The following is an 18,891-nucleotide window of genomic DNA, read 5'->3' on the forward strand; positions in this document are numbered from 1 at the left end:
CTGAATTTCAGAACGACTACCATTTCGCGCATGAAGCTGCTGATTGATTTCTTCCCCATCATCCTGTTTTTCGTGGCCTTCAAGGTCTGGGGCATCTACACCGCCACGGCCGTGGCCATTGCCGCCACCGTGGCGCAGATCGCCTATCTGCGCTTCAAGACCGGCAAGATCGAACCCATGCAATGGATGAGCCTCGGCGTCATCGTGCTGTTTGGCGGCGCCACTTTGCTGGCCCATGACGACAACTTCATCAAATGGAAGCCCACGGTGCTTTACTGGCTCATGGGCGGCGCGCTGCTGATCGGTCAGTTGGTGTTCAAAAAGAACCTGCTGCGCTCCGTCATGGGCGCGCAGCTGCAACTGCCCGACGCCATCTGGCTCAAACTCAACTGGGCCTGGACTGCTTTCTTCGCCGCCATGGGCGGACTCAACATCTGGGTAGCCTATAACTTCGACACCGATACCTGGGTCAACTTCAAGCTGTTTGGCGGCATGGGACTGATGGTGGTGTTTGTGATTGCACAAGCCATCTACATGAGCCGCTACCTGCCCCAGGACGGCGTGCCCAACGCAGCCGAAGCCAAGGACAAGCAGCCATGAGCGTGACCATCAGTGCCCAGGCCATGGACGCCGCCCTGCGCCAGCGTCTGGCCCCGACCCGACTCGAAGTCATCGACGAGAGCTATCAGCATGCCGGTCATGCCGGCGCCAACGACAGCGGTGTGGGCACGCATTTTCGCGTGCGCATCGCCGGCCCTGCCTTTGATGGAAAAACCCGCGTGGCACGCCACCGCCTTGTGTATGATGCACTGCAAGACTTCATTGACCAGGGTGTTCATGCCATCGCCATTGAAGTACTTTGAGAACGCACTGTTCTGACCACAGGCTCCTTGACGGGAGCCTGTTGCGTATGGACTGAACTTCACTCACTTTTCTCAATCACAACTCGAATGAGCATGAAACAAAAGCAACTGGCCCGCATCGTGGCCGCCGCTGTTCTGGGCGCAGCCGCCCTGTCCGCCTCGGCCCAGAATGTGGCCATCGTCAATGGCAAGGCCGTTCCCATGGCCCGCGTCAATGCCTTGAAGACCCAGATCGAAGCCAGCGGCCAGCCCGTTGTGCCCGAGATGGAAAAGATGATCAAGGATGAAGTCATCGCGCGTGAAATCTTCATGCAGGAAGCCAACCGCCGCGGTCTGGCCGGCTCCGAAGCCTACAAGCAGCAGATGGAAATGGCACGCCAGACCGTGCTGATCCGCGCGCTGTTTGACGACTTCCGCAAGAAAAACCCCGTGACCGATGCCGAAGCCAAGGCCGAGTACGACAAATTCGTCGCTGCCAATGGCGGCAAGGAATACAAGGCCAGCCACATCCTGGTGGAGTCCGAAGACCGCGCCAAGGCCATCATTGCCGAGGTGAAGGCCGGCAAGAAGTTTGAAGACATCGCCAAGAAGGAATCCAAGGATCCCGGATCGGGTGCCCGTGGCGGTGATCTGGACTGGGCCAACCCCAACAATTACGTACCCGAGTTCACCGAAGCCCTGATCAAGCTCAAGAAGGGCGAGATGACCGACGCGCCCGTCAAGAGCCAGTTCGGCTGGCACATCATCCGCATGGATGACGAGCGCCAGGCCGAAATGCCCAAGTTTGAAGATGTCAAACCCCAGATCACGCAACAGCTGCAGCAGCAAAAAGAGCAGCAGTTCCAAGATCAGCTGCGCAAAAGCGCAAAAATCCAGTAACATGATCTAACGTCAGTACCCAAAAGTACTGGCCAGACCATCACCCAAGCCCGCGTCAAGCGGGCTTTTTTTGTCTCACTGTGGCGGATATGCTATATATTTAGAAGCATCCCACCCAGACCTGGCATCATCCGGCTGCGTTTCCCCATGCTTTCGCGGGCGGCAATCCAGCGGCTTGCCTGCGATGCCTGAGGCTTTGTCCGCCCCCTCTTTTGCAGCTTGCGTGTTGCCATGCACCTCGGCCGTCAAGGGGCATAGCGGCAATTGCGCGCTTGACCTGGAGATCTGCGGCGCCATGGCCTCCGCCGTGGCAGCAGGTTCTGTGGTCTCATCGCTGCGGGATGGCGCTTTGGCAGCCGGCTTTGCGGAGCGCGCCAGGCTGGCAGAGGCTGCCGCACCCGGGGCCGGAGCAACCTCTGGCCGCAGCACAGGGGCTGATGCAGCTATAGATGCTTCCATATCCATAGCTTCTGGTGTTTTCCCTGCCTGGATTCGAGTCTTTTTTTCCGTGGATTTCTGCGCCAGCGCCGCCGCGCCCGGAGCCGATTCCACCAGGGCGGCGCGATCCGCACCCTCAACTGCCGGAGCCGGCTGCGATTCAGCTGGCTGGGCCACTGCTTCGGCCCTGGAATCTCGCTCGCCCTCCTTGTCCGGCCCACTCCACCAGGCGGCGTGCTGCAGCATCAGCCAGCCCACCAGTCCGACGGCCGCCAGTCCGCCCAGCGCATGACGCAGCCAGAAGCGGTCATTGGCGGCAGGCTTGTCCATAGGCTCCGTGGGCTCCTGCCCCACAGCTGCCGCGCGCTGGCGTGCGCGCTTGAGGATGGCTGCGCTGCTTTGCGCACTGGGGCCACGATCCTCTGCCACGGCCTCGTGGTAGAGCTCGCGCAGCGCATCGGGCTTGTCGTCGCCAGACGGGTTTTCGGGGTGCATATTCATGCCAGTTCCTCCAGCGCGGCGCGTAGTTTGGCACGCGCATAGCGCAAGCGGCTTTTGGCCGTTTCCTCGGCAACGCCGGTGGCCTGGGCAATTTCGGCCAGCGTCAGATCAGCCTCGACCTGCAGCAGAAAACACTCGCGCTGCTCGGCCGGGAGCCGGGCCAGCGCTGCCAGGATGGCCTGGGCCATGAGTTGACGATCGAGATGCTGCTCGGGCTCGAAGCCCGAGGCAGCAAACAGGCTTTCGGCCAGCCGCATGGACTCTTGCGTGTCTGCCGACAGGCTGATGCCCGGCCGCTGCCTGCGCCAGTGATCGACCAGGCGGTTGTGCGCCATGGTGAACAGCCAGGTCGTGAACCTGCTGCGCACCTCATAGCGGCAGGCGCAGTCCACGACGGTAAGCCAGAGGTCTTGCGCCAGATCGTCGGCCAGCGCCGCATCGCCCGTGTTGCGATAGAAATAGCGCCATATGCGCAGGCTGTGCCGGGCATAAAGCGTCTCGAACGCCGTGGCCTGCCCTGCGGCATAGCTGCGCATCAGGGCTTCATCGGCGAGTTGGGCTTGGGCAAGCGGCGGTGCAAGCATGCCCGCGATTATGCAAACTCCGACGACAGCGCAATCAACTCAGTTGCGGGGTGGATCCGGCACAAAGCCGTTGTCCCCGGGAAAAGGATTGGGCGCGCGCGGCTGGGACGGCCGTGGACGGGGCTCGCGAATCACGCCTCTGGCGACCAGGTTGGCATAGCTGTCGTAGCGGATGCGCACCATCTGCCGGGGCTGGTCTGTATCGGCCTCGAAGTCCACCTGGGTGACTTGCGAGCGCTCCACCGCGCCATGGCCCGTGCCTAGCGAGGGGGTCGGCGAGGCCTGTGGCGCACGGCGCTCGGCGCTGCGGCTCTTGCTGGCAGCCTGAGGCACGGCGACATCCGCCGCAGCAGATTCAGCCGACGAGGCACTGGCCTGCGCTTGCGACTCATGGAGCGGCCCCTGGTAGGCAGCAGGCTCTGGCAGCTTTTCACGGTACAGCGCAACTCCGATCACGCCCACATCCTGCGGCCTGCCGGTTCTGGCGGCATAGGACATATCGCTTTCGGAGAAATAGAACGCGGCCACATTGTCATTGCTCTTGCGCCAGCCCCGCACATCGTAGCTGTCGCCCGCATCCAGCACATAGCCGCCTTCGGCGCGGGAGCTTGCCGTGCGGCCGTTGATGGCATTGACCCCGTCGACGCTGATGACGCCCATAATGCGGCGGCTCTCGAGGTTGCGGATGCGCACCGCGTAATTGGCACCGGGGCGGCCCACTACCCACAGCTCGCCCTCGTGGCTGTACTGGGGCAGTACCCGGCCCGTGGCGCGTTCGACGATGCTGATCTGGGCCAGCTTTGGGTTGCCGCGCATCCAGGCCGAAGCCGGCGTGGCGGCCACCATCGCGGCAGCGCAGAGCAGCGAAGCGCGCAGCAAACGGCCGCGCGACAGCAAGAAACCAGGAACCGGGGGTTCGATAGGGACAGACAACATGGACAAGGCCTCCTCAAGATACAGCCACAGCGGCTGAAACAAACTTGTCGGAGGCTGAAACGCAGCAGCAGACGCAACGGGGTCAAGACAGGCACTTTGATTTGCAAGCATTTGCAACACAGCTTTGCGCTGCAGTTCTGCCCCGCCGCAGCATGTCTGGCACAATCGCGCTCGCTGCAGCCCAAGGCAGGCAGCAATGCTGGGGGTGTCCTGACCATGACCGGTCAGGGCTGAGAGAGTCCCTTTGAACCTGATTGCGCAAGCGGTGTCTTGACCACCGCTTGCCCGAGATCATCCTCGCGCAGGGAAGCTGTCCAAGGTGTCAGACCGCGACTGGCCATGTCTTTGCTGGCTCGCCGCGCAAACCATGCGGCCCCTGCTTCGTTTTTCTGGCGGAGCATTCATGAATTCATCTTCTTCCACATCGGCCAATCGGGCCCTGGCCCCGGTGACGGCTAAGGAGCGCGTCTTTGCCTGGCGCGACCATGCCTCGCTGTGGTTCAGTCTGGGCGTTGGCCTGCTGGTCATGCAGATGGGCGCCTATCTGCTGCCTGCGCTCAGCCCGCTGCATGCGCTGATTGCAATAGCTATCGGCTCCCTGATCGGCGCCGGCCTGCTGGGCTGGGTGGGCAAGCTGGGCTGCGACAGCGGCCTGTCCAGCGCCGGGCTGATGCACAGTGTCTACGGCCGCCGCTTCGCACGACTGCCTATCGTGCTCAACATCATCCAGCTGCTGGGCTGGGGCAGTTTCGAGCTGGTGGTGATGCGTGACGCGACCGTGGCGCTGGGCAAACAAAGCGGCATCATGGGCGCTGCCTATTGGCCCTGGCTGGCCACGCTGCTCTGGGGTGGCGTGATCCTGCTGCTGATGAGCGGCTCCATGACCACCCTGGTGCGCCGCATCATTTCGCGCGTGGCCTTGCCGCTGGTGATTGCCTCGCTGCTGTGGCTGAGCTGGCAATTCCTCAAAATGGCCGGCGCCACCGGCCTGGGCAACTTGATGGCCCGCGAAGGTGCAGGCGGCATGAGCATGCTCGGCGCCGTCGATCTGGTGATCGCCATGCCCATCAGTTGGTTGCCGCTGGTGGCCGACTATGCGCGCCACGGCAAAAGCGGAAAGTCCGCGCTGACGGGCGCCTGGACCGGCTTTGCCCTGGCCAATATCTGGTGCTACTCCCTGGGCGTGCTGGTGGCCCTGACCCTGCCCAGCGAAGACCTGGTCACGGCCCTGCTGCTGGCCCAGGGCGGGCTGATTGCGCTGTCGCTGATTCTGATCGACGAGGTGGACAACGCCTATGGCGATGCCTACTCGGGCGCCATGTCGGCCCACAGCCTGCAACCGCGCTGGAGCATTCGCCGTTGGGGCCTGCTGATCGCGGCCCTGTGCACGGCGCTGGCCATGGTACTGCCCATGCACAGTCTGGAACCGTTTTTGCTGTTGCTCAGCTCCTGCTTTGTGCCGCTGTTCGGCGTGATGCTGGGTCGCCTGGCCTTTGGCACCGATGCCGTACAACTGATGCAAAAAGCGCCCGCCGTGCGCTGGGATGCCGTGACCATCTGGGTGCTGGGGATTGCCTTCTATCACCTGCTGCCCTATGTCAGCACGGCCCTGGGCTCGGCCCTGCCCACGCTGGCGCTGACCTTTGTGGTGGCAGTCGCCACACGCCAGCTGCAGCCTCGCTCCGTTGCTGCCTGACTGAAACTCAAAAGCAATAGCATCACACGCGCGGTAGAAAGGCTCTGCAGCCATCTCCTCTGTTCTTACTTGGCGCCCGCCGCCTGCAGCATATGAACCACGGCCTTCTGCCCGCGCTGGCGTGCATGGGCCAGGGCCGTCACCCCATCCTTGTCGGGCAGGTTCAGATCGGCCTTGGCATCGATCAGGGCCTGGATGATGGCCTGATGGCGCGGCCCGCCGTCGCTGAGCACCACGGCTTCCATCAGGCAGGTCCAGCCCAGCCGGTTGACATGGTTCGCATCCACGCCAGCCGTGATCAACGCCTGGGCTGTTTCCAGATGGCCGCGCTCGCAGGCCGGAATCAGGGCCGTGCCGCCATAGCGGTTGGTGCTCTTGAGATCGGCGCCATAGGAAATCGTCATGCGCACAATCTCCAGCCGGCCCTGCGCGCCGGCCAGCAGATTGCGCACCGCCACGACATCGCCCTGCGCGGCAGCGGCCAGCAATTGCTGGCCCGGCATCTGCGGGTCCCCGGCTTTTGGCGCCGCAGCGGCGGCAGGTGTTACAGCCGGAGCATTCGCCGACGCCCTACTCTGGCAGGCCGTGAGCAGGGTCGCGGCGGCCAGAGCCGTCATCGCAAGCGTCAATCGGGTGGTCAACGAGGCGCTCCCATGGGCGCGAACTGGCTGGTTCATGGCATTCCTTTATGACTGTCGGGTGTTCAGCCCCTGTCAGCTTTCTACAGGAACTATAGCTAGCCACGCAAGTCCGATGAGGGTTACAGCCTGTTTTTAATCGTTCGAAGGAGAATCTGCCCCGTGCCTTGCAACCGCTGGATCCGCACCGCCGCCACTTCAAGCCTGATCGCGCTGGGTGCGCTCACCGCCGGCCTGCTGCCGGCCCTCGCACAAGCCCAGGAATTTGTCAGCATCAAGGGCACGACCGTGAATGTGCGCGAGCAGCCCAACACCCGCTCCGCAACCCTCTGGGAACTGAGCAAGGGCTATCCGCTGCAAGTCACCCAGCGCAAGGGGCAGTGGCTGCGCGTCAAGGACCATGAGTCCACGCTGGGCTGGGTCCACGCCCCGCTGACCAGCAAGAGCCCGCATATGGTGGTGACGGCGCGCACGGCCAATCTGCGCTCCGGCCCCGGCCAGAAGCACAAGCGCGTGGGCAAGCTGGAGCAGCATGAGGTGCTGCAGACTCTGAAAAAGCAAGGCAGCTGGGCCCAGGTCCAGCGCAGCAACGGCCAGAGCGGCTGGGTGGCCAAGAATCTGGTCTGGGGCTGGTAAGCCCTGCAACACGAACACCCAAAGCAAAGGCCTGCAGCAGCAGGCCTTTTTTGCGGGTGCCGGCAATCAGCCTTCGACGATCAGCTGCGCGCGCGGCGCATAGCCGTGATTGAGGGGGCCGTGACCCTGGCCGGTATAGACCTCGGCGCCCGCCTCGATGGCGCCCAGAATATAGCTGCGCGCCTCGGTCACCGCGGCCTCCAGCGCCAGCCCCTGGGCCAGGAAGGAGGCAATCGCCGACGACAGCGTGCAGCCCGTGCCATGGCCGTTATGGGTGACGATGCGCTGCGATTGCAGACGCAGATAGTCGCCGGCCTGCCGGCCTTGCCGGCCCAGCACATCCATGACCAAGTCGCCGCTCAGATGCCCGCCCTTGAGCAGCACTGCAGGCGCGCCCATGACCAGCAGATCGGCCACGGCCGCATCCAGCGCTGCAATGCCGTCGATGTTGCGACCCAGCAGCAAAGCTGCTTCATCCAGATTGGGTGTAATCACCGTCGCCAGCGGGAACAGCTCCTGGACCAGCGCCTGTGCTGTCTCGGGAACGATCAGGCGATCGCCGCTGGTGGCCACCATCACGGGGTCCAGCACCACGTTCCTGATCCCGTGGCGACGGATCGCATCCGCCACCACGCTCACCACATCGGGGGTTGCCAGCATGCCGATCTTGACGGCATCGACGCCTATGTCCTGCACAACGGCATCGATCTGGCCGCGCACGGTATCGAGCGGAATGCCGTGAATACCCGTCACGCCCAGCGTGTTCTGCACGGTGATGGCCGTGATCGCCGTCATGCCGTAGCAACCCAGTGCCGCACAGGTCTTGAGGTCGGCCTGGATGCCGGCACCACCGCCGCTGTCCGAGCCGGCAATGGAGAGCACGCGTGCGTAGCGCTTTTTTGCGGCGCCGGAAATGGAGGAAGAAGCAATCACTGTCATGGCAAAAATTATCGCCCATGCGCATGGTCAATGCGTGCTGTTTGCGGTTGTGCTGTAATGTCCAACGGACGAAACAGGGGTGTCCCGCAGGCAAGCAGCCTGTGCGGACTGAGAAACACCCTGGGGCTGCGCCAGCCACGGGCTGCGCACCAGAGCACCATCCGTGCCCTGTGCCCCCTGCACCCGATCCAGGTCATGCTGGCGTGGGGAGTTTCACAAGCCGCAAGGCATGCCGCGTTTTGTCCTGCACATGGCCCTGTTCCTGTGTCCGGATGGAAAACGATTTGCACATGTCATTGCTACAAGCTTCTTCAAAGATCGCAATTCTCGGCGGCGGCCTCATGGGCCGTCTGCTGGCTCTGGCCCTGGCCCAGCGCGGTCACGCCATCGACCTCTATGACGCCCATGGCCCGCAAGGCGATGGTGCTGCGGCGCGCGTGGCGGCTGCCATGCTGGCGCCGCTGGCCGAGTCGGCCATTACCGAGCCCGGCGTGGTGCGCATGGGCCAGCATGGGCTCAAGCGCTGGCCCGAGCTCATAGCTCAGCTCGAGCAGCATGTGTTTCTGCAGCAAAACGGCACGCTGATTCTCTGGCACCGCCAGGATCAGGGCGATGCGGCGCGCTTTTTCGGTCTGCTGGAGAAAAACCGGCGCATCAACCCCAGCCTGCCGGCCATGCAGGAGAAGACCGGCGCGGCGCTGCAGGACTGCGAGCCCGCGCTGCAGGGACGCTTCAACCAGGCCGTCTATCTGCCCGGCGAAGGCCAGCTCGACAACCGTCAGCTGCTGACGGCGCTGGTCGACAAGCTCAGCGCCCTGGGCGTGCAGCTGCACTGGGACAGCCCGCGCGAGGTCGGCGACTTACGTCCCGGCGAGGCCGGCCAGCCCGACTTCGTGTTCGACTGCCGGGGCCTGGGTGCCCGCAGCCAATGGAAGCAGCTGCGCGGCATTCGCGGCGAGGTGGTGCGCATCCATGCGCCCGAAGTCACGCTGCAGCGCCCCACACGCCTGATCCATCCACGCTACCCCATCTATATCGCGCCCAAGGAAGACCATCTGTTCGTGATTGGCGCGACCGAGATCGAATCCGACGATATGTCGCCGGCCAGCGTGCGCTCCACGCTGGAGCTGCTGAGCGCGGCCTATACCGTGCACTCGGGCTTTGCCGAAGGCCGGATTGTGGAGATCGCCACCCAGTGCCGCCCCACCCTGCCCGATAATCTGCCCGCCGTGCGCCTGCTGACGCCGCGCGTCATGGAAGTCAACGGCCTCTACCGCCACGGCTTCATGATCTCGCCCGCCATGCTCGACGTGGTGCTGGAGCTGGTGGACCGCAACGACTCGCCGCTGGCGCGCGAGTTCGATGTCGCCGTGCATCGCGGCTGAGCCGCGAGCCCGAACTTTGGCGCACAGCACTTGCACCTCCTGCGCACGCAAGCGCCGCCGTGCAGAGGTTTAACTTAGCACCCGCTTTATTTTCTGTTTCATGCCATGAAGATCACCCTCAACCAGCAAGCCACCGAGCTGCAAGCCCATGCCACCGTGGCCGATGCGCTGGCGCAGATGCAGGCCAAGCCCCCGTTTGCCGTGGCGGTCAACACGGTGTTTGTGCCCAAGACGCAGTACGCCGACCATGCGCTCAACGAGGGCGACAGGATGGAAGTCATCTCTCCAGTGACAGGCGGCTAGGAATGACCTCCCTGAGTCGCTTCGCGCCTTCCCCCTGGGGGCGACACCCTCGCGGCGAGGCGGCTCTTGCTCGGTGTCACTGACTGGGCACATGTCTGTTTGAGGCTCACTGGGCTTCACACGCATTGCGGTACAAAGACAAGAGATATAGATAAATCATGAATACAAAAACCACCGACGACACCCTGGTTCTCTACGGCCAACGTTTTGAAAGCCGCTTGCTGCTGGGCACCTCGCGCTATCCCTCGCCCGCCATTCTCGAAGCGGCTGTGGAGCGTTCCAGGCCCGCCATGGTCACGGCCTCGTTGCGCCGCCAGGGCAGCAATGCGGCCGAGACCGGCGCCAGCTTCTGGGAACTGCTGCGCAAGCTCAACGTGCCCGTGCTGCCCAACACGGCAGGCTGCATGACCATCCAGGAAGCCGTGACCACGGCCCAGATGGCGCGTGAAGTCTTCGACACACCCTGGATCAAGCTGGAGCTGATCGGCGACGACTACACGCTGCAGCCCGACACGCTCAACTTGGTGGAGGCTGCCTCTATCCTCATCAAGGACGGTTTCCAGGTCCTGCCCTACACCACCTACGACCTGGTGCTGTGCCAAAAACTGGTCGACGTGGGTTGCCAGGCCGTCATGCCCTGGGCTGCGCCCATAGGCACCGGCCGCGGCCCCATCAACCCCTATGCCATGCAGATGCTGCGCGAGCGCCTGAAGGTGCCGCTGATCGTCGATGCCGGCCTGGGCCGTCCCTCCCATGCCTGCACCGTGATGGAATGGGGTTATGACGCCGTGCTGCTGAACACCGCCGTGGCCCTGTCCGAAGACCCCGTAGCCATGGCCGGCGCATTCTCCGATGCCGTCAATGCCGGTCACGCCGCCTGGCGCGCTGGCGCCATGGCCGAACAGAACGCCGCCCAGCCCAGCACGCCCGTGCTGGGCACCCCTTTCTGGCATCAGGAATAAAGGCCGGCCCATGGACTCCGCAGAAATCAAGGCCCTGGCGCAAGCCATCGTCCACCAGCACTGTGCCCATTTTGGCGCCCAGTTGCACCACGATGCCAACTCGGTCGAGCTGACGCCCCAGCCCGTGCCGCCCGCGCTGCGCCAGGAGCCCGCCTATCTGGCTGCGCTGGAAGCCTGCAGCGAGCTGGGCTTTATCGCCGTGGATGCACAAACACTGGCCCAGGCCTGGCAGTGCCAGAGCGAACGCAACAATCATTTCGATGTCACCCACTGGCCCGACGACCCACGCGACTTCGGTCTCGGCAAGGCCGACCCGGCACTGGCTTTTGCCCATTGCCCGCGCGAGCTGGGCCTGTATGGCGTGCTGCCCACGGCCGAATGGGTGGGCCGCATGGCCCGCGCGGGCGTGCCCACGGTGCAGCTGCGCTTCAAATCCGGCGACCAGGCCGCCGTGGCCCGTGAAGTCAAGGCTGCTGTCGAAGCCGTCAAGGGCACGCAGGCACGCCTGTTCATCAACGACCACTGGCAGGCTGCGCTGGACGCAGGCGCCTACGGCATCCATGTGGGTCAGGAAGATCTGGACGTGATCGGCCAGCGCGATCTGCAGACCATCCGCAACTCGGGCACACGCTTGGGCGTCTCCACCCATGGCTACGCCGAGATGGTGCGCGCCCATGCGGTCCAGCCCAGCTATATCGCCCTGGGCGCCGTATTCCCAACCACGCTCAAGAAGATGGCGACTGCCCCGCAAGGTCTGGCGCGTCTGGCGGCCTATGTGCGACTGATGCAGCAATACCCGCTGGTGGCGATTGGCGGCATTTCCGAGGACCTGTTCCCCGCCGTGCGTGCCACGGGCGTGGGCTCGGTAGCCGTGGTGCGCGCCCTGGTCAACGCCCCCGATCCGGAAGCCGCCGCCCAACATCTGCTGCAGCGCATGCAGGCCGCAGCCTGAGCGCATCTACCTCCGACTCAATAGCTGCCAGCGCTTGATATAGGTGCCGGCAGCTTTTTTTACTGCATGCTCAACGACTGCAGCAGTGCCGAACATGCCTGGTGCACGAAACTCCGGAAATGACAAGATTGAATGCCCGCAGCCAGCGGGCATTTTTGCTGGCAGCCGCTGTGCAGACCGCATATCTGCTGGGTTTTCTTGATCGGCGCAAGCCCTGTTCGCGGTAAAAGCGGACGCACAGGTGACAACCCTGAGTCCCGCAGTTGCGGCACAGCCGGTCCCACACGCGACAATGGGGCGGTTACCAGTCACGCATAAGACAGAACATGGACGAGCCAATTCTTAGTATGGAAGAACGTGAGGCGATCAACTCTGGTCGCTGGTTTTCATCCCTTTCGCCCTCTTTGCGGCACGACATTCTTCGATGCGCTTACGTCAAACGATACAAAGATGGCATGCTCATCTGCGCTCGCGGCGAACCGCCCGAGGAGTGGATTGCCTGTGCACGTGGAGCGGTGCGGGTCAGCTCCACCTCCATCACGGGCAAGCAGATCACGCTGACCTATGTGGAGCCGGGCATCTGGTTCGGGGATGTGGCGATTCTGGATGGCGACAAGCGCACGCACGACGCCTATGCACATGGCGAGACCACGTTGCTGTGCGTCTCCAAGGCGGACTTCAAGCGCATTCTGGCAGAGCATGTGGAGTTTTCCGAAGCGATCTTGCGCCTCAATGCGCGCCGCGTGCGTCAGCTCTACGGCCTGGTGGAAGACCTCAACACCTTGCCGCTGCGCGCGCGCCTGGCCAAGCAGCTGTTGCACCTGACGCGCAGCTATGGCGTGATGAGCCTGTCGGACAGCAACGAGATCCGCATCGGCCTGCATCTGGCGCAGGAAGAGTTGGCGCAGCTGCTGGGCGCCTCGCGCCAGCGCGTGAACCAGGAGCTCAAGTCCATGGAACGCGAGGAAGTCATTCGCATCGAACCGGGTGGCCTCATCGTGCGCGACCGGGTGACGCTGCTGCGTATTGCAGACACCGACCACTGATTCACCCCCTGAGCGGCTTTGCCGGGGGCGGCCCCGCCGCTTCCCCCCAAGGGGGGACGACATCTTCGCTGCGGGGCGGCCCTTGCTTGATGTCTCACTCTTGGGCTGCGCCTGTTTTCGGGGCAGCTATCTTTGGCCGTCCTCAGCGTTCACGCTTTCTTGCATCTTCGCCGCGCGTTCTGCGGCAACTCCCCCCTTTCACGCATTCGCTTGCCGCACCTCTGGTGCGGCACGGCGGGCTGCGCCTTGCCCATCACAAATCGAACAAAGGACTGAGACAGCATGAGCACTTATGAGCATTTCGTCGGCACCCGCGCGGTTTCCGATCAGCATGCGTTTGATACCAATGCCATGACCGACTGGATGAGCCGTCATGTCCAAGGCTTTGAAGGTCCACTGCAGGTGGAGATGTTCAAGGGCGGCCAGTCCAACCCCACCTACAAGCTGATCACGCCCGGCAAAAGCTATGTGATGCGCGCCAAGCCCGGTCCCGTGGCCAAGCTGCTGCCTTCGGCCCATGCGATCGAGCGCGAATACCGCGTGATGAAGGGCCTGGCCGGCACAGATGTGCCCGTGCCGCATATGTATGCGCTGTGCGAGGATGAATCCGTCATCGGCCGCGCCTTCTACATCATGGAGTTCATGGAAGGCCGCGTGCTCTGGGACCAGTCCCTGCCCGGCATGACGCCTGCGCAACGCGCCGAGATCTACGACGAGATGAACCGCGTGATCGCGGCCCTGCACAGCGTGAAGTTTGCCGAGCGCGGCCTGGCCGACTACGGCAAGAGCGGCAATTACTTCGAGCGCCAGATCGGTCGCTGGAGCAAGCAGTATGTGGCCTCCGTCACCCAGCCGATTCCCGAGATGGACAAGCTGATGGAGTGGCTGCCCGCCCATATGCCGGCCAGCGCGCGCGACGAGGGACGTGTCTCCATCGTGCATGGCGACTACCGTCTGGACAACCTGATGTTCCACCCCACCGAGCCGCGCGCGATCGCCGTGCTGGACTGGGAACTGTCCACGCTGGGTCATCCGCTGGCCGACTTCAGCTACCACTGCATGAGCTGGCATATACCGGCCGAGCTGGGCCGCGGCATCGCGGGGCTGGACATCGCGGGCCTGGGCATCCCTGCCGAGCACGATTACATCCAGCGCTACTGCCAGCGCACCGGCATTGCCGATGTGGCCACGCTGCAGCGCGACTGGAACTTCTACCTGGCCTACAACATGTTCCGCATCGCGGCCATCCTGCAAGGCATTGCCAAGCGCGTCGAGGCCGGAACGGCCTCCAGCGCCCAGGCCAAGGCCTCGGGCGACACCGCCCGCCCCATGGCCGAGCTGGCCTGGTCCTTTGCTCAGCGCGCCTGACTTTTTATCCACCACCACGCAACTTGACCGTCCCACAATAAAAGGAGCACTCATGGACTTCGACTACTCGCCCAAAACCAAGGACTTGCAGCAACGCCTGCTCAAGTTCATGGACGACTACATCTACCCGGCGGAAAAGGAGTATGCCGAGGAGATGCAGGCCAACACGGCCGCCGGCAAGCGCTGGACGCCGCTGCAAACCATTGAAAAGCTCAAGCCCAAGGCCCAGGCCGCGGGCCTGTGGAATCTGTTCCTGCCCGTGGACAGCGCCGAAGCCTCGGGCTACCACGGCGCGGGCCTGACCAACCAGGAATACGCACCGCTGGCCGAAATCATGGGCCGCGTGCCATGGGCTTCCGAAGTCTTCAACTGCTCCGCGCCGGACACCGGCAATATGGAGACCATTGCCCGCTACGGCAGTGCCGAGCTCAAGGAGCGCTGGCTCAAGCCCTTGCTGGAAGGCAAGATCCGCTCGGCCTTCGCCATGACCGAGCCCGAAGTCGCCTCCTCCGACGCCACCAATATCTGCACGCGCATCGAGCGCCAGGGCGACGAATACGTGATCAACGGCCACAAGTGGTGGATCTCGGGTGCCGGCGACCCTCGCTGCCAGGTCTTCATCACCATGGGCAAGACCGACCCCGAAGCGGCCAAGCATTCGCAGCAGAGCATGATCATCATCCCGGCCGATGCCAAGGGCATCCGCATCGAGCGCCCGCTGAACGTGATGGGCTATGACGATGCGCCCCACGGCCATATGGAGATGTATTTCGAGAACGTGCGCGTTCCCGTCGGCAATATTTTGCTGGGCGAAGGGCGCGGCTTCGAGATCGCCCAGGGCCGCCTGGGCCCGGGCCGCATTCACCACTGCATGCGACTGATCGGCCTGGCCGAGCGCGCGCTGGAGCTGATGTGCAAGCGCGCCAGCAGCCGCGTGGCCTTCGGCAAGAGCGTGGCCCAGCAGACCGTGACGCAGGAGCGCATTGCAGAAGCGCGCTGCAAGATCGACATGGCGCGCCTGCTCACGCTCAAGGCCGCCTGGCTGATGGACGTGGCCGGCAACAAGGTGGCCAGGACCGAGATCGCCATGATCAAGGTCGTCGCCCCCAGCATGGCCTGCCAGGTTATAGACTGGGCCATGCAGGTCCACGGTGGAGGCGGCATGTGCGACGACTTCCCGCTGGCCTATGCCTATGCCGCAGCACGCACGCTGCGCTTTGCCGACGGCCCCGACGAGGTGCACCGCAACGCGATCGCCAAATGGGAGCTGGGCAAATACGGCAGCTACGGCAAGAACGCCGAAGTGCCCATCACGCGCGGCGGCTGATGCGAGGCGGCAAGAGCGGATCACGCCGCTCCTGCTCCCCGGAAACAAAAACACCCCGTCAGCCACGGCTGCGGGGTGTTTTTGTTTCGAAGGCAGGCTTGTTACTCGCTATCAACAAAGAAGCTTATACCGCCTTATATCAAAGGATTTCAGATGAAAAACATATTGAAATTCAATGAATAAATACGATAGAAGCTCCTTAATCAATAGCAAAATAGCTAACAACACCAGGCCCGGCACCGCACGCCCGTACCGGACTTAGAAGCTCTCCCACTCGCCATCGTCTGCCGTTGCTACCTTTTGCGGCTGGGGCGCTGCTGCGCTTTTCGCGGGGCTCAGGACCGGCGGCTTGCTCCCCGCCGACATCGCCGGGCGCTTGAGCGCAGCCGACGGGGCCTTGAGCGGGGCCGAAACCTTGATCGCAGCCCTGGCAGGCGCGGACTTGAGCGCCGCAGGCGCCAGGGCTGGCGTGGCTTGCAGACCGGACTGGGCGCCGAGCTTGAAGAAGCTCACCGTCTCGGCCAGCGCGGCGGCCTGGCTACGCAGCGCGTCGGTCGCGGCTGCGGCCTCCTCCACCAGGGCAGCGTTCTGCTGGGTCATCTGATCCATCTGCGTCACAGCCTGGGTGACCTGCTCGATGCCCGAGGTCTGCTGGTGGCTGGCCACCGAGATCTCACCCATGATGTCGGTGACACGGCGCACGCTCATCACGATCTCGTCCATGGTCCTGCCGGCCTCGTCGACCTGGGTGCTGCCTTCCTGCACCTTGCTCACGGAGTCGTCGATCAGCTGCTTGATCTGCTTGGCCGCCTCGGCCGAGCGCTGGGCCAGGGTGCGCACTTCGGAGGCCACCACGGCAAAGCCACGGCCCTGGTCACCCGCACGGGCCGCTTCCACCGCCGCGTTCAGCGCCAGGATATTGGTCTGGAAGGCGATGGAGTCGATCACGCCGATGATGTCCACGATCTTGCGCGAGGAATCGTTGATGGCCGACATGGTCTGCACCACCTGGGCCACGGTGGCTCCACCGCGTACGGCTACCTGGGACGCTGCAGACGCCATCTGATTGGCCTGCTGGGCATTGCCGGCGTTCTGCTGCACGGTGGCGGTCAGCTCTTCCATCGAGGCCGCCGTCTGCTCCAGCGAGCTGGCCTGCTCTTCGGTGCGTGAAGACAGATCCTGGTTGCCACTGGCAATCTGGCTGCTGGCCGAGGCAATCGAGTCCGTACCCTGGCGCACCTGACCCACGATGCGCTGCAGGCTGGTGTTCATGTCCTTGAGCGCCTGCAGCAGCTGGCCCACCTCATCCTGGCTTTGCACGGTGATGCTGGCGCTCAGATCGCCCGCAGCCACGGACTGGGCCAGTTGAACGGCCGACTGCAAAGGACGCGAGATGGAGCGTGCGATCAGCACCGCCAGCGCCACGCCGATGACGATGGAGCCCAGCAGCAGCGCCATCACCCACCAGCGGGCAGCGGCATACAGGTCATCGCCGGCCTGATTGGTTTCCTCGGTCGCCTGATGGTTGATCTCGCTGAGAGCATCCAGACGTGTATTGATGCCGCGGCTGATCTTGAGCGACTCGCCGCGCAAGATTTCGCTGGCCTCATCGTTGAGCAGCTTGTGCGACAGATCCACCACCTTGGCCGTCTGCACGGCATAGGCCTTGAGCTCCTCGCCGATTTCGGCCAGCAGGGCTCGCTCCTTGTCGGTTCTCACGTACTTGGCATACGACTGCTGGTTCTGGACCAGCTCGTCCCAGAGCTTGGGCATGCTCTTGTCATAGACCGCCATTTCCTCGGACGACTGCGCCATCACATGCTGCATGGTCTGCGAGCGATAGCGCTGAAGCTGATAACGCATGTCCTGCAGGTTGCGGGCCGCCGGCAGCCACTGGCGCGCCAGATCGGTGGCCGTGGCATTGACACGCTCCATCTGGACCAGGCCATACAGACCCGATACCGCACTGATCAGCAGGATCAGCACAAAAGACACCAGCAGCTTGTTGGCCAGCTTGAGGTTGCGAAAGAAGTTCATGGGGGAATTGGGCGCCTGGGCGACCTGCAAGGTCTGGCACCTGCGAGATGGGATATAGGGAAAACTGCCTGAAAGCGCGTACACACTGCGCGCGCCTGCGAATTCTATTCAGAATTTGTTACTTCGAGTAACGGCATCCATGAATAAAACCGATGGTGGTATCAGGGGCATAGCTGGGTTCAAAAAGACACCCCGATGAAGCACTCAAAAACCCTGTCGAAGGCCATTGCATCCTTACAGCCGTCCGGCATGAGAAAATCAGCCCTTATTTATCAGCAAGAACAACGGATTCACCATGGAAGCAGAACGCGTCAACTCTATCGGCAACACCCTCCAAGATCTGGCCGAGCGCACGGCAGATCTCCGGAGGTATCTTTGACTACGATGCCAAGTACGAACGCCTGCGCACGGTAAACGCCTCGCTGGAAGACCCTGCCGTCTGGAACGACCCCAAGAAGGCACAGGAGCTGGGCAAGGAAAAGAAGTCGCTCGACTCCGTCGTGCTGACCCTGGAGAAGCTCACCACCGAACTGGCCGACAATTCCGAGCTGTTCGAGATGAGCAAGGAAGAAGGCGATGATGCCGGCCTTGAAACCATCGAAGCCGAAACCGCCAAGCTCAAGCCGCTGATCGAGGAGCTCGAGTTCCGCCGCATGTTCGGCGGCGAAGCCGATCCGCTCAACTGCTTCATCGACATCCAGGCCGGTGCCGGCGGCACCGAAGCCTGCGACTGGGCCAGCATGCTGCTGCGCCAGTACCTGAAGTATGCCGAGCGCAAGGGCTTCAAGGCCACGGTGGAAGAAGAGACTCCGGGCGACGTGGCCGGCATCAAGAGCGCCACCATCAAGGTCGAAGGCGAGTATGCCTATGGCCTGCTGCGCACCGAAACCGGTGTGCACCGCCTGGTGCGCAAATCGCCCTTCGACAGCTCGGGCGGCCGTCACACCAGCTTTTCCTCGCTGTTCGTCTACCCCGAGATCGATGACTCCATCGAGATCAACATCAATCCGTCCGACGTGCGTACCGACACCTACCGTGCTTCCGGCGCCGGCGGTCAGCACATCAACAAGACCGACTCGGCCGTGCGTCTGACCCACATCCCCACGGGCATCGTGGTGCAGTGCCAGGACGGCCGCTCGCAGCATAGCAACCGTGACGTGGCATGGCAGCGCCTGCGCTCCAGGCTGTACGACTTCGAGATGCGCAAGCGCATGGAAGAGCAGCAAAAGCTCGAGGACACCAAGACCGATGTGGGCTGGGGTCACCAGATCCGCTCCTATGTGCTGGACAACAGCCGCATCAAGGACTTGCGCACCAACGTCGAAGTCTCGGCCACCCAGAAGGTGCTGGACGGCGACCTGGACGTGTTTATCGAAGCCTCGCTCAAGCAAGGCCTCTGAT

At 63.3% G+C, this 18,891-nt stretch carries 19 protein-coding genes and 1 riboswitch; of the genes, 13 read left to right on the forward strand and 6 right to left on the reverse strand.

All coding sequences use genetic code 11. The features are described from left to right. The first annotated feature begins 30 nt into the window (after positions 1–30). The 3 genes from FSY45_RS08420 to FSY45_RS08430 all read left to right on the forward strand — a co-directional run bounded on the left by FSY45_RS08420 (position 31) and on the right by FSY45_RS08430 (position 1,742). Positions 31–600 (forward strand): septation protein A, encoded by a 570-nt coding sequence (locus FSY45_RS08420; RefSeq protein ID WP_003061281.1) that lies wholly within the window; start codon positions 31–33, stop codon positions 598–600. Continuing rightward, positions 597–863, forward strand: a complete 267-nt coding sequence (locus FSY45_RS08425) for a BolA family transcriptional regulator (RefSeq protein ID WP_003061279.1) — start codon at positions 597–599, stop codon at positions 861–863. The genes FSY45_RS08420 and FSY45_RS08425 overlap by 4 nt, the downstream gene beginning before the upstream one ends. Before the next feature lie 93 nt (positions 864–956). Beyond that, positions 957–1,742, forward strand: coding sequence for a peptidylprolyl isomerase (locus FSY45_RS08430; protein ID WP_034358635.1), 786 nt, complete (start codon positions 957–959; stop codon positions 1,740–1,742). 75 nt (positions 1,743–1,817) lie between these two features. On the opposite strand, the gene FSY45_RS08435 is transcribed toward FSY45_RS08430, so the two are convergent. Genes FSY45_RS08435 through FSY45_RS08445 form a run of 3 tightly spaced genes read right to left on the reverse strand, consistent with a single transcriptional unit; the run spans position 1,818 to position 4,201 of the window. Continuing rightward, positions 1,818–2,681, reverse strand: a complete 864-nt coding sequence (locus tag FSY45_RS08435; protein WP_046460813.1) for a hypothetical protein — start codon at positions 2,679–2,681, stop codon at positions 1,818–1,820. Next, on the reverse strand, positions 2,678–3,265 hold the full coding sequence (locus tag FSY45_RS08440) for a sigma-70 family RNA polymerase sigma factor (protein WP_003061273.1): 588 nt from the start codon (positions 3,263–3,265) through the stop codon (positions 2,678–2,680). The genes FSY45_RS08435 and FSY45_RS08440 overlap by 4 nt, the downstream gene beginning before the upstream one ends. Before the next feature lie 39 nt (positions 3,266–3,304). Continuing rightward, a complete protein-coding gene (locus FSY45_RS08445; RefSeq protein WP_046460848.1) occupies positions 3,305–4,201 on the reverse strand; it encodes a hypothetical protein in 897 nt (298 codons plus the stop codon). Between the two features lie 403 nt (positions 4,202–4,604). On the opposite strand from FSY45_RS08445, the gene FSY45_RS08450 reads away from it, so the two are divergent. Continuing rightward, positions 4,605–5,897: a cytosine permease gene (locus FSY45_RS08450; RefSeq protein WP_003061268.1), complete on the forward strand. Its 1,293-nt coding sequence runs from the start codon at positions 4,605–4,607 to the stop codon at positions 5,895–5,897. A gap of 65 nt (positions 5,898–5,962) precedes the next feature. On the opposite strand, the gene FSY45_RS08455 is transcribed toward FSY45_RS08450, so the two are convergent. Beyond that, a complete protein-coding gene (locus tag FSY45_RS08455; protein ID WP_046460812.1) occupies positions 5,963–6,574 on the reverse strand; it encodes an ankyrin repeat domain-containing protein in 612 nt (203 codons plus the stop codon). Between the two features lie 123 nt (positions 6,575–6,697). Between FSY45_RS08455 and FSY45_RS08460 the strand changes: the two genes are divergently transcribed. After that, on the forward strand, positions 6,698–7,171 hold the full coding sequence (locus FSY45_RS08460; protein ID WP_003061264.1) for an SH3 domain-containing protein: 474 nt from the start codon (positions 6,698–6,700) through the stop codon (positions 7,169–7,171). A gap of 66 nt (positions 7,172–7,237) precedes the next feature. Here FSY45_RS08460 and thiD read toward each other — a convergent pair whose 3' ends face one another. After that, a complete protein-coding gene (gene thiD / locus FSY45_RS08465) occupies positions 7,238–8,110 on the reverse strand; it encodes a bifunctional hydroxymethylpyrimidine kinase/phosphomethylpyrimidine kinase (RefSeq protein ID WP_046460811.1) in 873 nt (290 codons plus the stop codon). Positions 8,111–8,175: 65 nt separating this feature from the next. Continuing rightward, positions 8,176–8,337, forward strand: a riboswitch (TPP riboswitch). Positions 8,338–8,400: 63 nt separating this feature from the next. On the opposite strand from thiD, the gene FSY45_RS08470 reads away from it, so the two are divergent. The 7 genes from FSY45_RS08470 to FSY45_RS08505 all read left to right on the forward strand — a co-directional run bounded on the left by FSY45_RS08470 (position 8,401) and on the right by FSY45_RS08505 (position 15,453). After that, the gene (locus tag FSY45_RS08470; RefSeq protein ID WP_080944408.1) at positions 8,401–9,495 is read left to right on the forward strand and encodes an FAD-dependent oxidoreductase; all 1,095 of its coding nucleotides are present in this window, start codon (positions 8,401–8,403) and stop codon (positions 9,493–9,495) included. A gap of 105 nt (positions 9,496–9,600) precedes the next feature. Continuing rightward, positions 9,601–9,798, forward strand: coding sequence for a sulfur carrier protein ThiS (thiS, locus tag FSY45_RS08475; protein ID WP_003061260.1), 198 nt, complete (start codon positions 9,601–9,603; stop codon positions 9,796–9,798). A gap of 158 nt (positions 9,799–9,956) precedes the next feature. Continuing rightward, the gene (locus FSY45_RS08480; RefSeq protein WP_003061258.1) at positions 9,957–10,760 is read left to right on the forward strand and encodes a thiazole synthase; all 804 of its coding nucleotides are present in this window, start codon (positions 9,957–9,959) and stop codon (positions 10,758–10,760) included. 10 nt (positions 10,761–10,770) lie between these two features. Then, positions 10,771–11,712 carry a thiamine phosphate synthase gene (gene thiE, locus FSY45_RS08485; protein WP_046460809.1) on the forward strand — a complete coding sequence of 314 codons (942 nt, stop codon included), beginning with the start codon at positions 10,771–10,773 and terminating at the stop codon, positions 11,710–11,712. A 326-nt stretch (positions 11,713–12,038) separates the two neighbouring features. Beyond that, a complete protein-coding gene (locus FSY45_RS08490; RefSeq protein ID WP_034349335.1) occupies positions 12,039–12,758 on the forward strand; it encodes a Crp/Fnr family transcriptional regulator in 720 nt (239 codons plus the stop codon). Between the two features lie 282 nt (positions 12,759–13,040). After that, a complete protein-coding gene (locus tag FSY45_RS08500) occupies positions 13,041–14,126 on the forward strand; it encodes a phosphotransferase (protein ID WP_046460808.1) in 1,086 nt (361 codons plus the stop codon). 52 nt (positions 14,127–14,178) lie between these two features. After that, complete coding sequence (locus FSY45_RS08505) at positions 14,179–15,453, forward strand: acyl-CoA dehydrogenase family protein (protein ID WP_012838936.1); 1,275 nt, start codon at positions 14,179–14,181, stop codon at positions 15,451–15,453. A gap of 258 nt (positions 15,454–15,711) precedes the next feature. On the opposite strand, the gene FSY45_RS08510 is transcribed toward FSY45_RS08505, so the two are convergent. Continuing rightward, positions 15,712–17,490 carry a methyl-accepting chemotaxis protein gene (locus tag FSY45_RS08510; protein ID WP_046460807.1) on the reverse strand — a complete coding sequence of 593 codons (1,779 nt, stop codon included), beginning with the start codon at positions 17,488–17,490 and terminating at the stop codon, positions 15,712–15,714. Positions 17,491–17,785: 295 nt separating this feature from the next. Between FSY45_RS08510 and prfB the strand changes: the two genes are divergently transcribed. After that, positions 17,786–18,890 (forward strand): peptide chain release factor 2 gene (gene prfB, locus FSY45_RS08515; RefSeq protein WP_100086375.1). Its coding sequence is split into 2 segments (ribosomal slippage): positions 17,786–17,866 and positions 17,868–18,890, totalling 1,104 coding nucleotides; the frame shifts between segments, so codons are not numbered across the junction. Position 18,891: the final 1 nt, after the last annotated feature.

Origin of the sequence: Comamonas sp. Z1, from assembly GCF_008121555.1 — a bacterium.
GTDB classification, from domain to species: Bacteria; Pseudomonadota; Gammaproteobacteria; order Burkholderiales; family Burkholderiaceae_C; genus Comamonas; species Comamonas thiooxydans.

Bases quoted from the DNA above. Each gene is read 5' to 3' on its own strand.
- FSY45_RS08505 (WP_012838936.1), top strand. From the start codon at position 14,179: ATGGACTTCGACTACTCGCCCAAAACCAAGGACTTGCAGCAACGCCTG.
- FSY45_RS08445 (WP_046460848.1), bottom strand. From the start codon at position 4,201: ATGTTGTCTGTCCCTATCGAACCCCCGGTTCCTGGTTTCTTGCTGTCG.
- thiS (WP_003061260.1), top strand. From the start codon at position 9,601: ATGAAGATCACCCTCAACCAGCAAGCCACCGAGCTGCAAGCCCATGCC.
- FSY45_RS08510 (WP_046460807.1), bottom strand. From the start codon at position 17,490: ATGAACTTCTTTCGCAACCTCAAGCTGGCCAACAAGCTGCTGGTGTCT.
- FSY45_RS08500 (WP_046460808.1), top strand. From the start codon at position 13,041: ATGAGCACTTATGAGCATTTCGTCGGCACCCGCGCGGTTTCCGATCAG.
- FSY45_RS08450 (WP_003061268.1), top strand. From the start codon at position 4,605: ATGAATTCATCTTCTTCCACATCGGCCAATCGGGCCCTGGCCCCGGTG.
- FSY45_RS08480 (WP_003061258.1), top strand. From the start codon at position 9,957: ATGAATACAAAAACCACCGACGACACCCTGGTTCTCTACGGCCAACGT.
- FSY45_RS08490 (WP_034349335.1), top strand. From the start codon at position 12,039: ATGGACGAGCCAATTCTTAGTATGGAAGAACGTGAGGCGATCAACTCT.
- FSY45_RS08430 (WP_034358635.1), top strand. From the start codon at position 957: ATGAAACAAAAGCAACTGGCCCGCATCGTGGCCGCCGCTGTTCTGGGC.
- FSY45_RS08470 (WP_080944408.1), top strand. From the start codon at position 8,401: ATGTCATTGCTACAAGCTTCTTCAAAGATCGCAATTCTCGGCGGCGGC.
- FSY45_RS08440 (WP_003061273.1), bottom strand. From the start codon at position 3,265: ATGCTTGCACCGCCGCTTGCCCAAGCCCAACTCGCCGATGAAGCCCTG.
- thiE (WP_046460809.1), top strand. From the start codon at position 10,771: ATGGACTCCGCAGAAATCAAGGCCCTGGCGCAAGCCATCGTCCACCAG.
- FSY45_RS08435 (WP_046460813.1), bottom strand. From the start codon at position 2,681: ATGAATATGCACCCCGAAAACCCGTCTGGCGACGACAAGCCCGATGCG.
- thiD (WP_046460811.1), bottom strand. From the start codon at position 8,110: ATGACAGTGATTGCTTCTTCCTCCATTTCCGGCGCCGCAAAAAAGCGC.
- FSY45_RS08420 (WP_003061281.1), top strand. From the start codon at position 31: ATGAAGCTGCTGATTGATTTCTTCCCCATCATCCTGTTTTTCGTGGCC.
- FSY45_RS08425 (WP_003061279.1), top strand. From the start codon at position 597: ATGAGCGTGACCATCAGTGCCCAGGCCATGGACGCCGCCCTGCGCCAG.
- FSY45_RS08455 (WP_046460812.1), bottom strand. From the start codon at position 6,574: ATGAACCAGCCAGTTCGCGCCCATGGGAGCGCCTCGTTGACCACCCGA.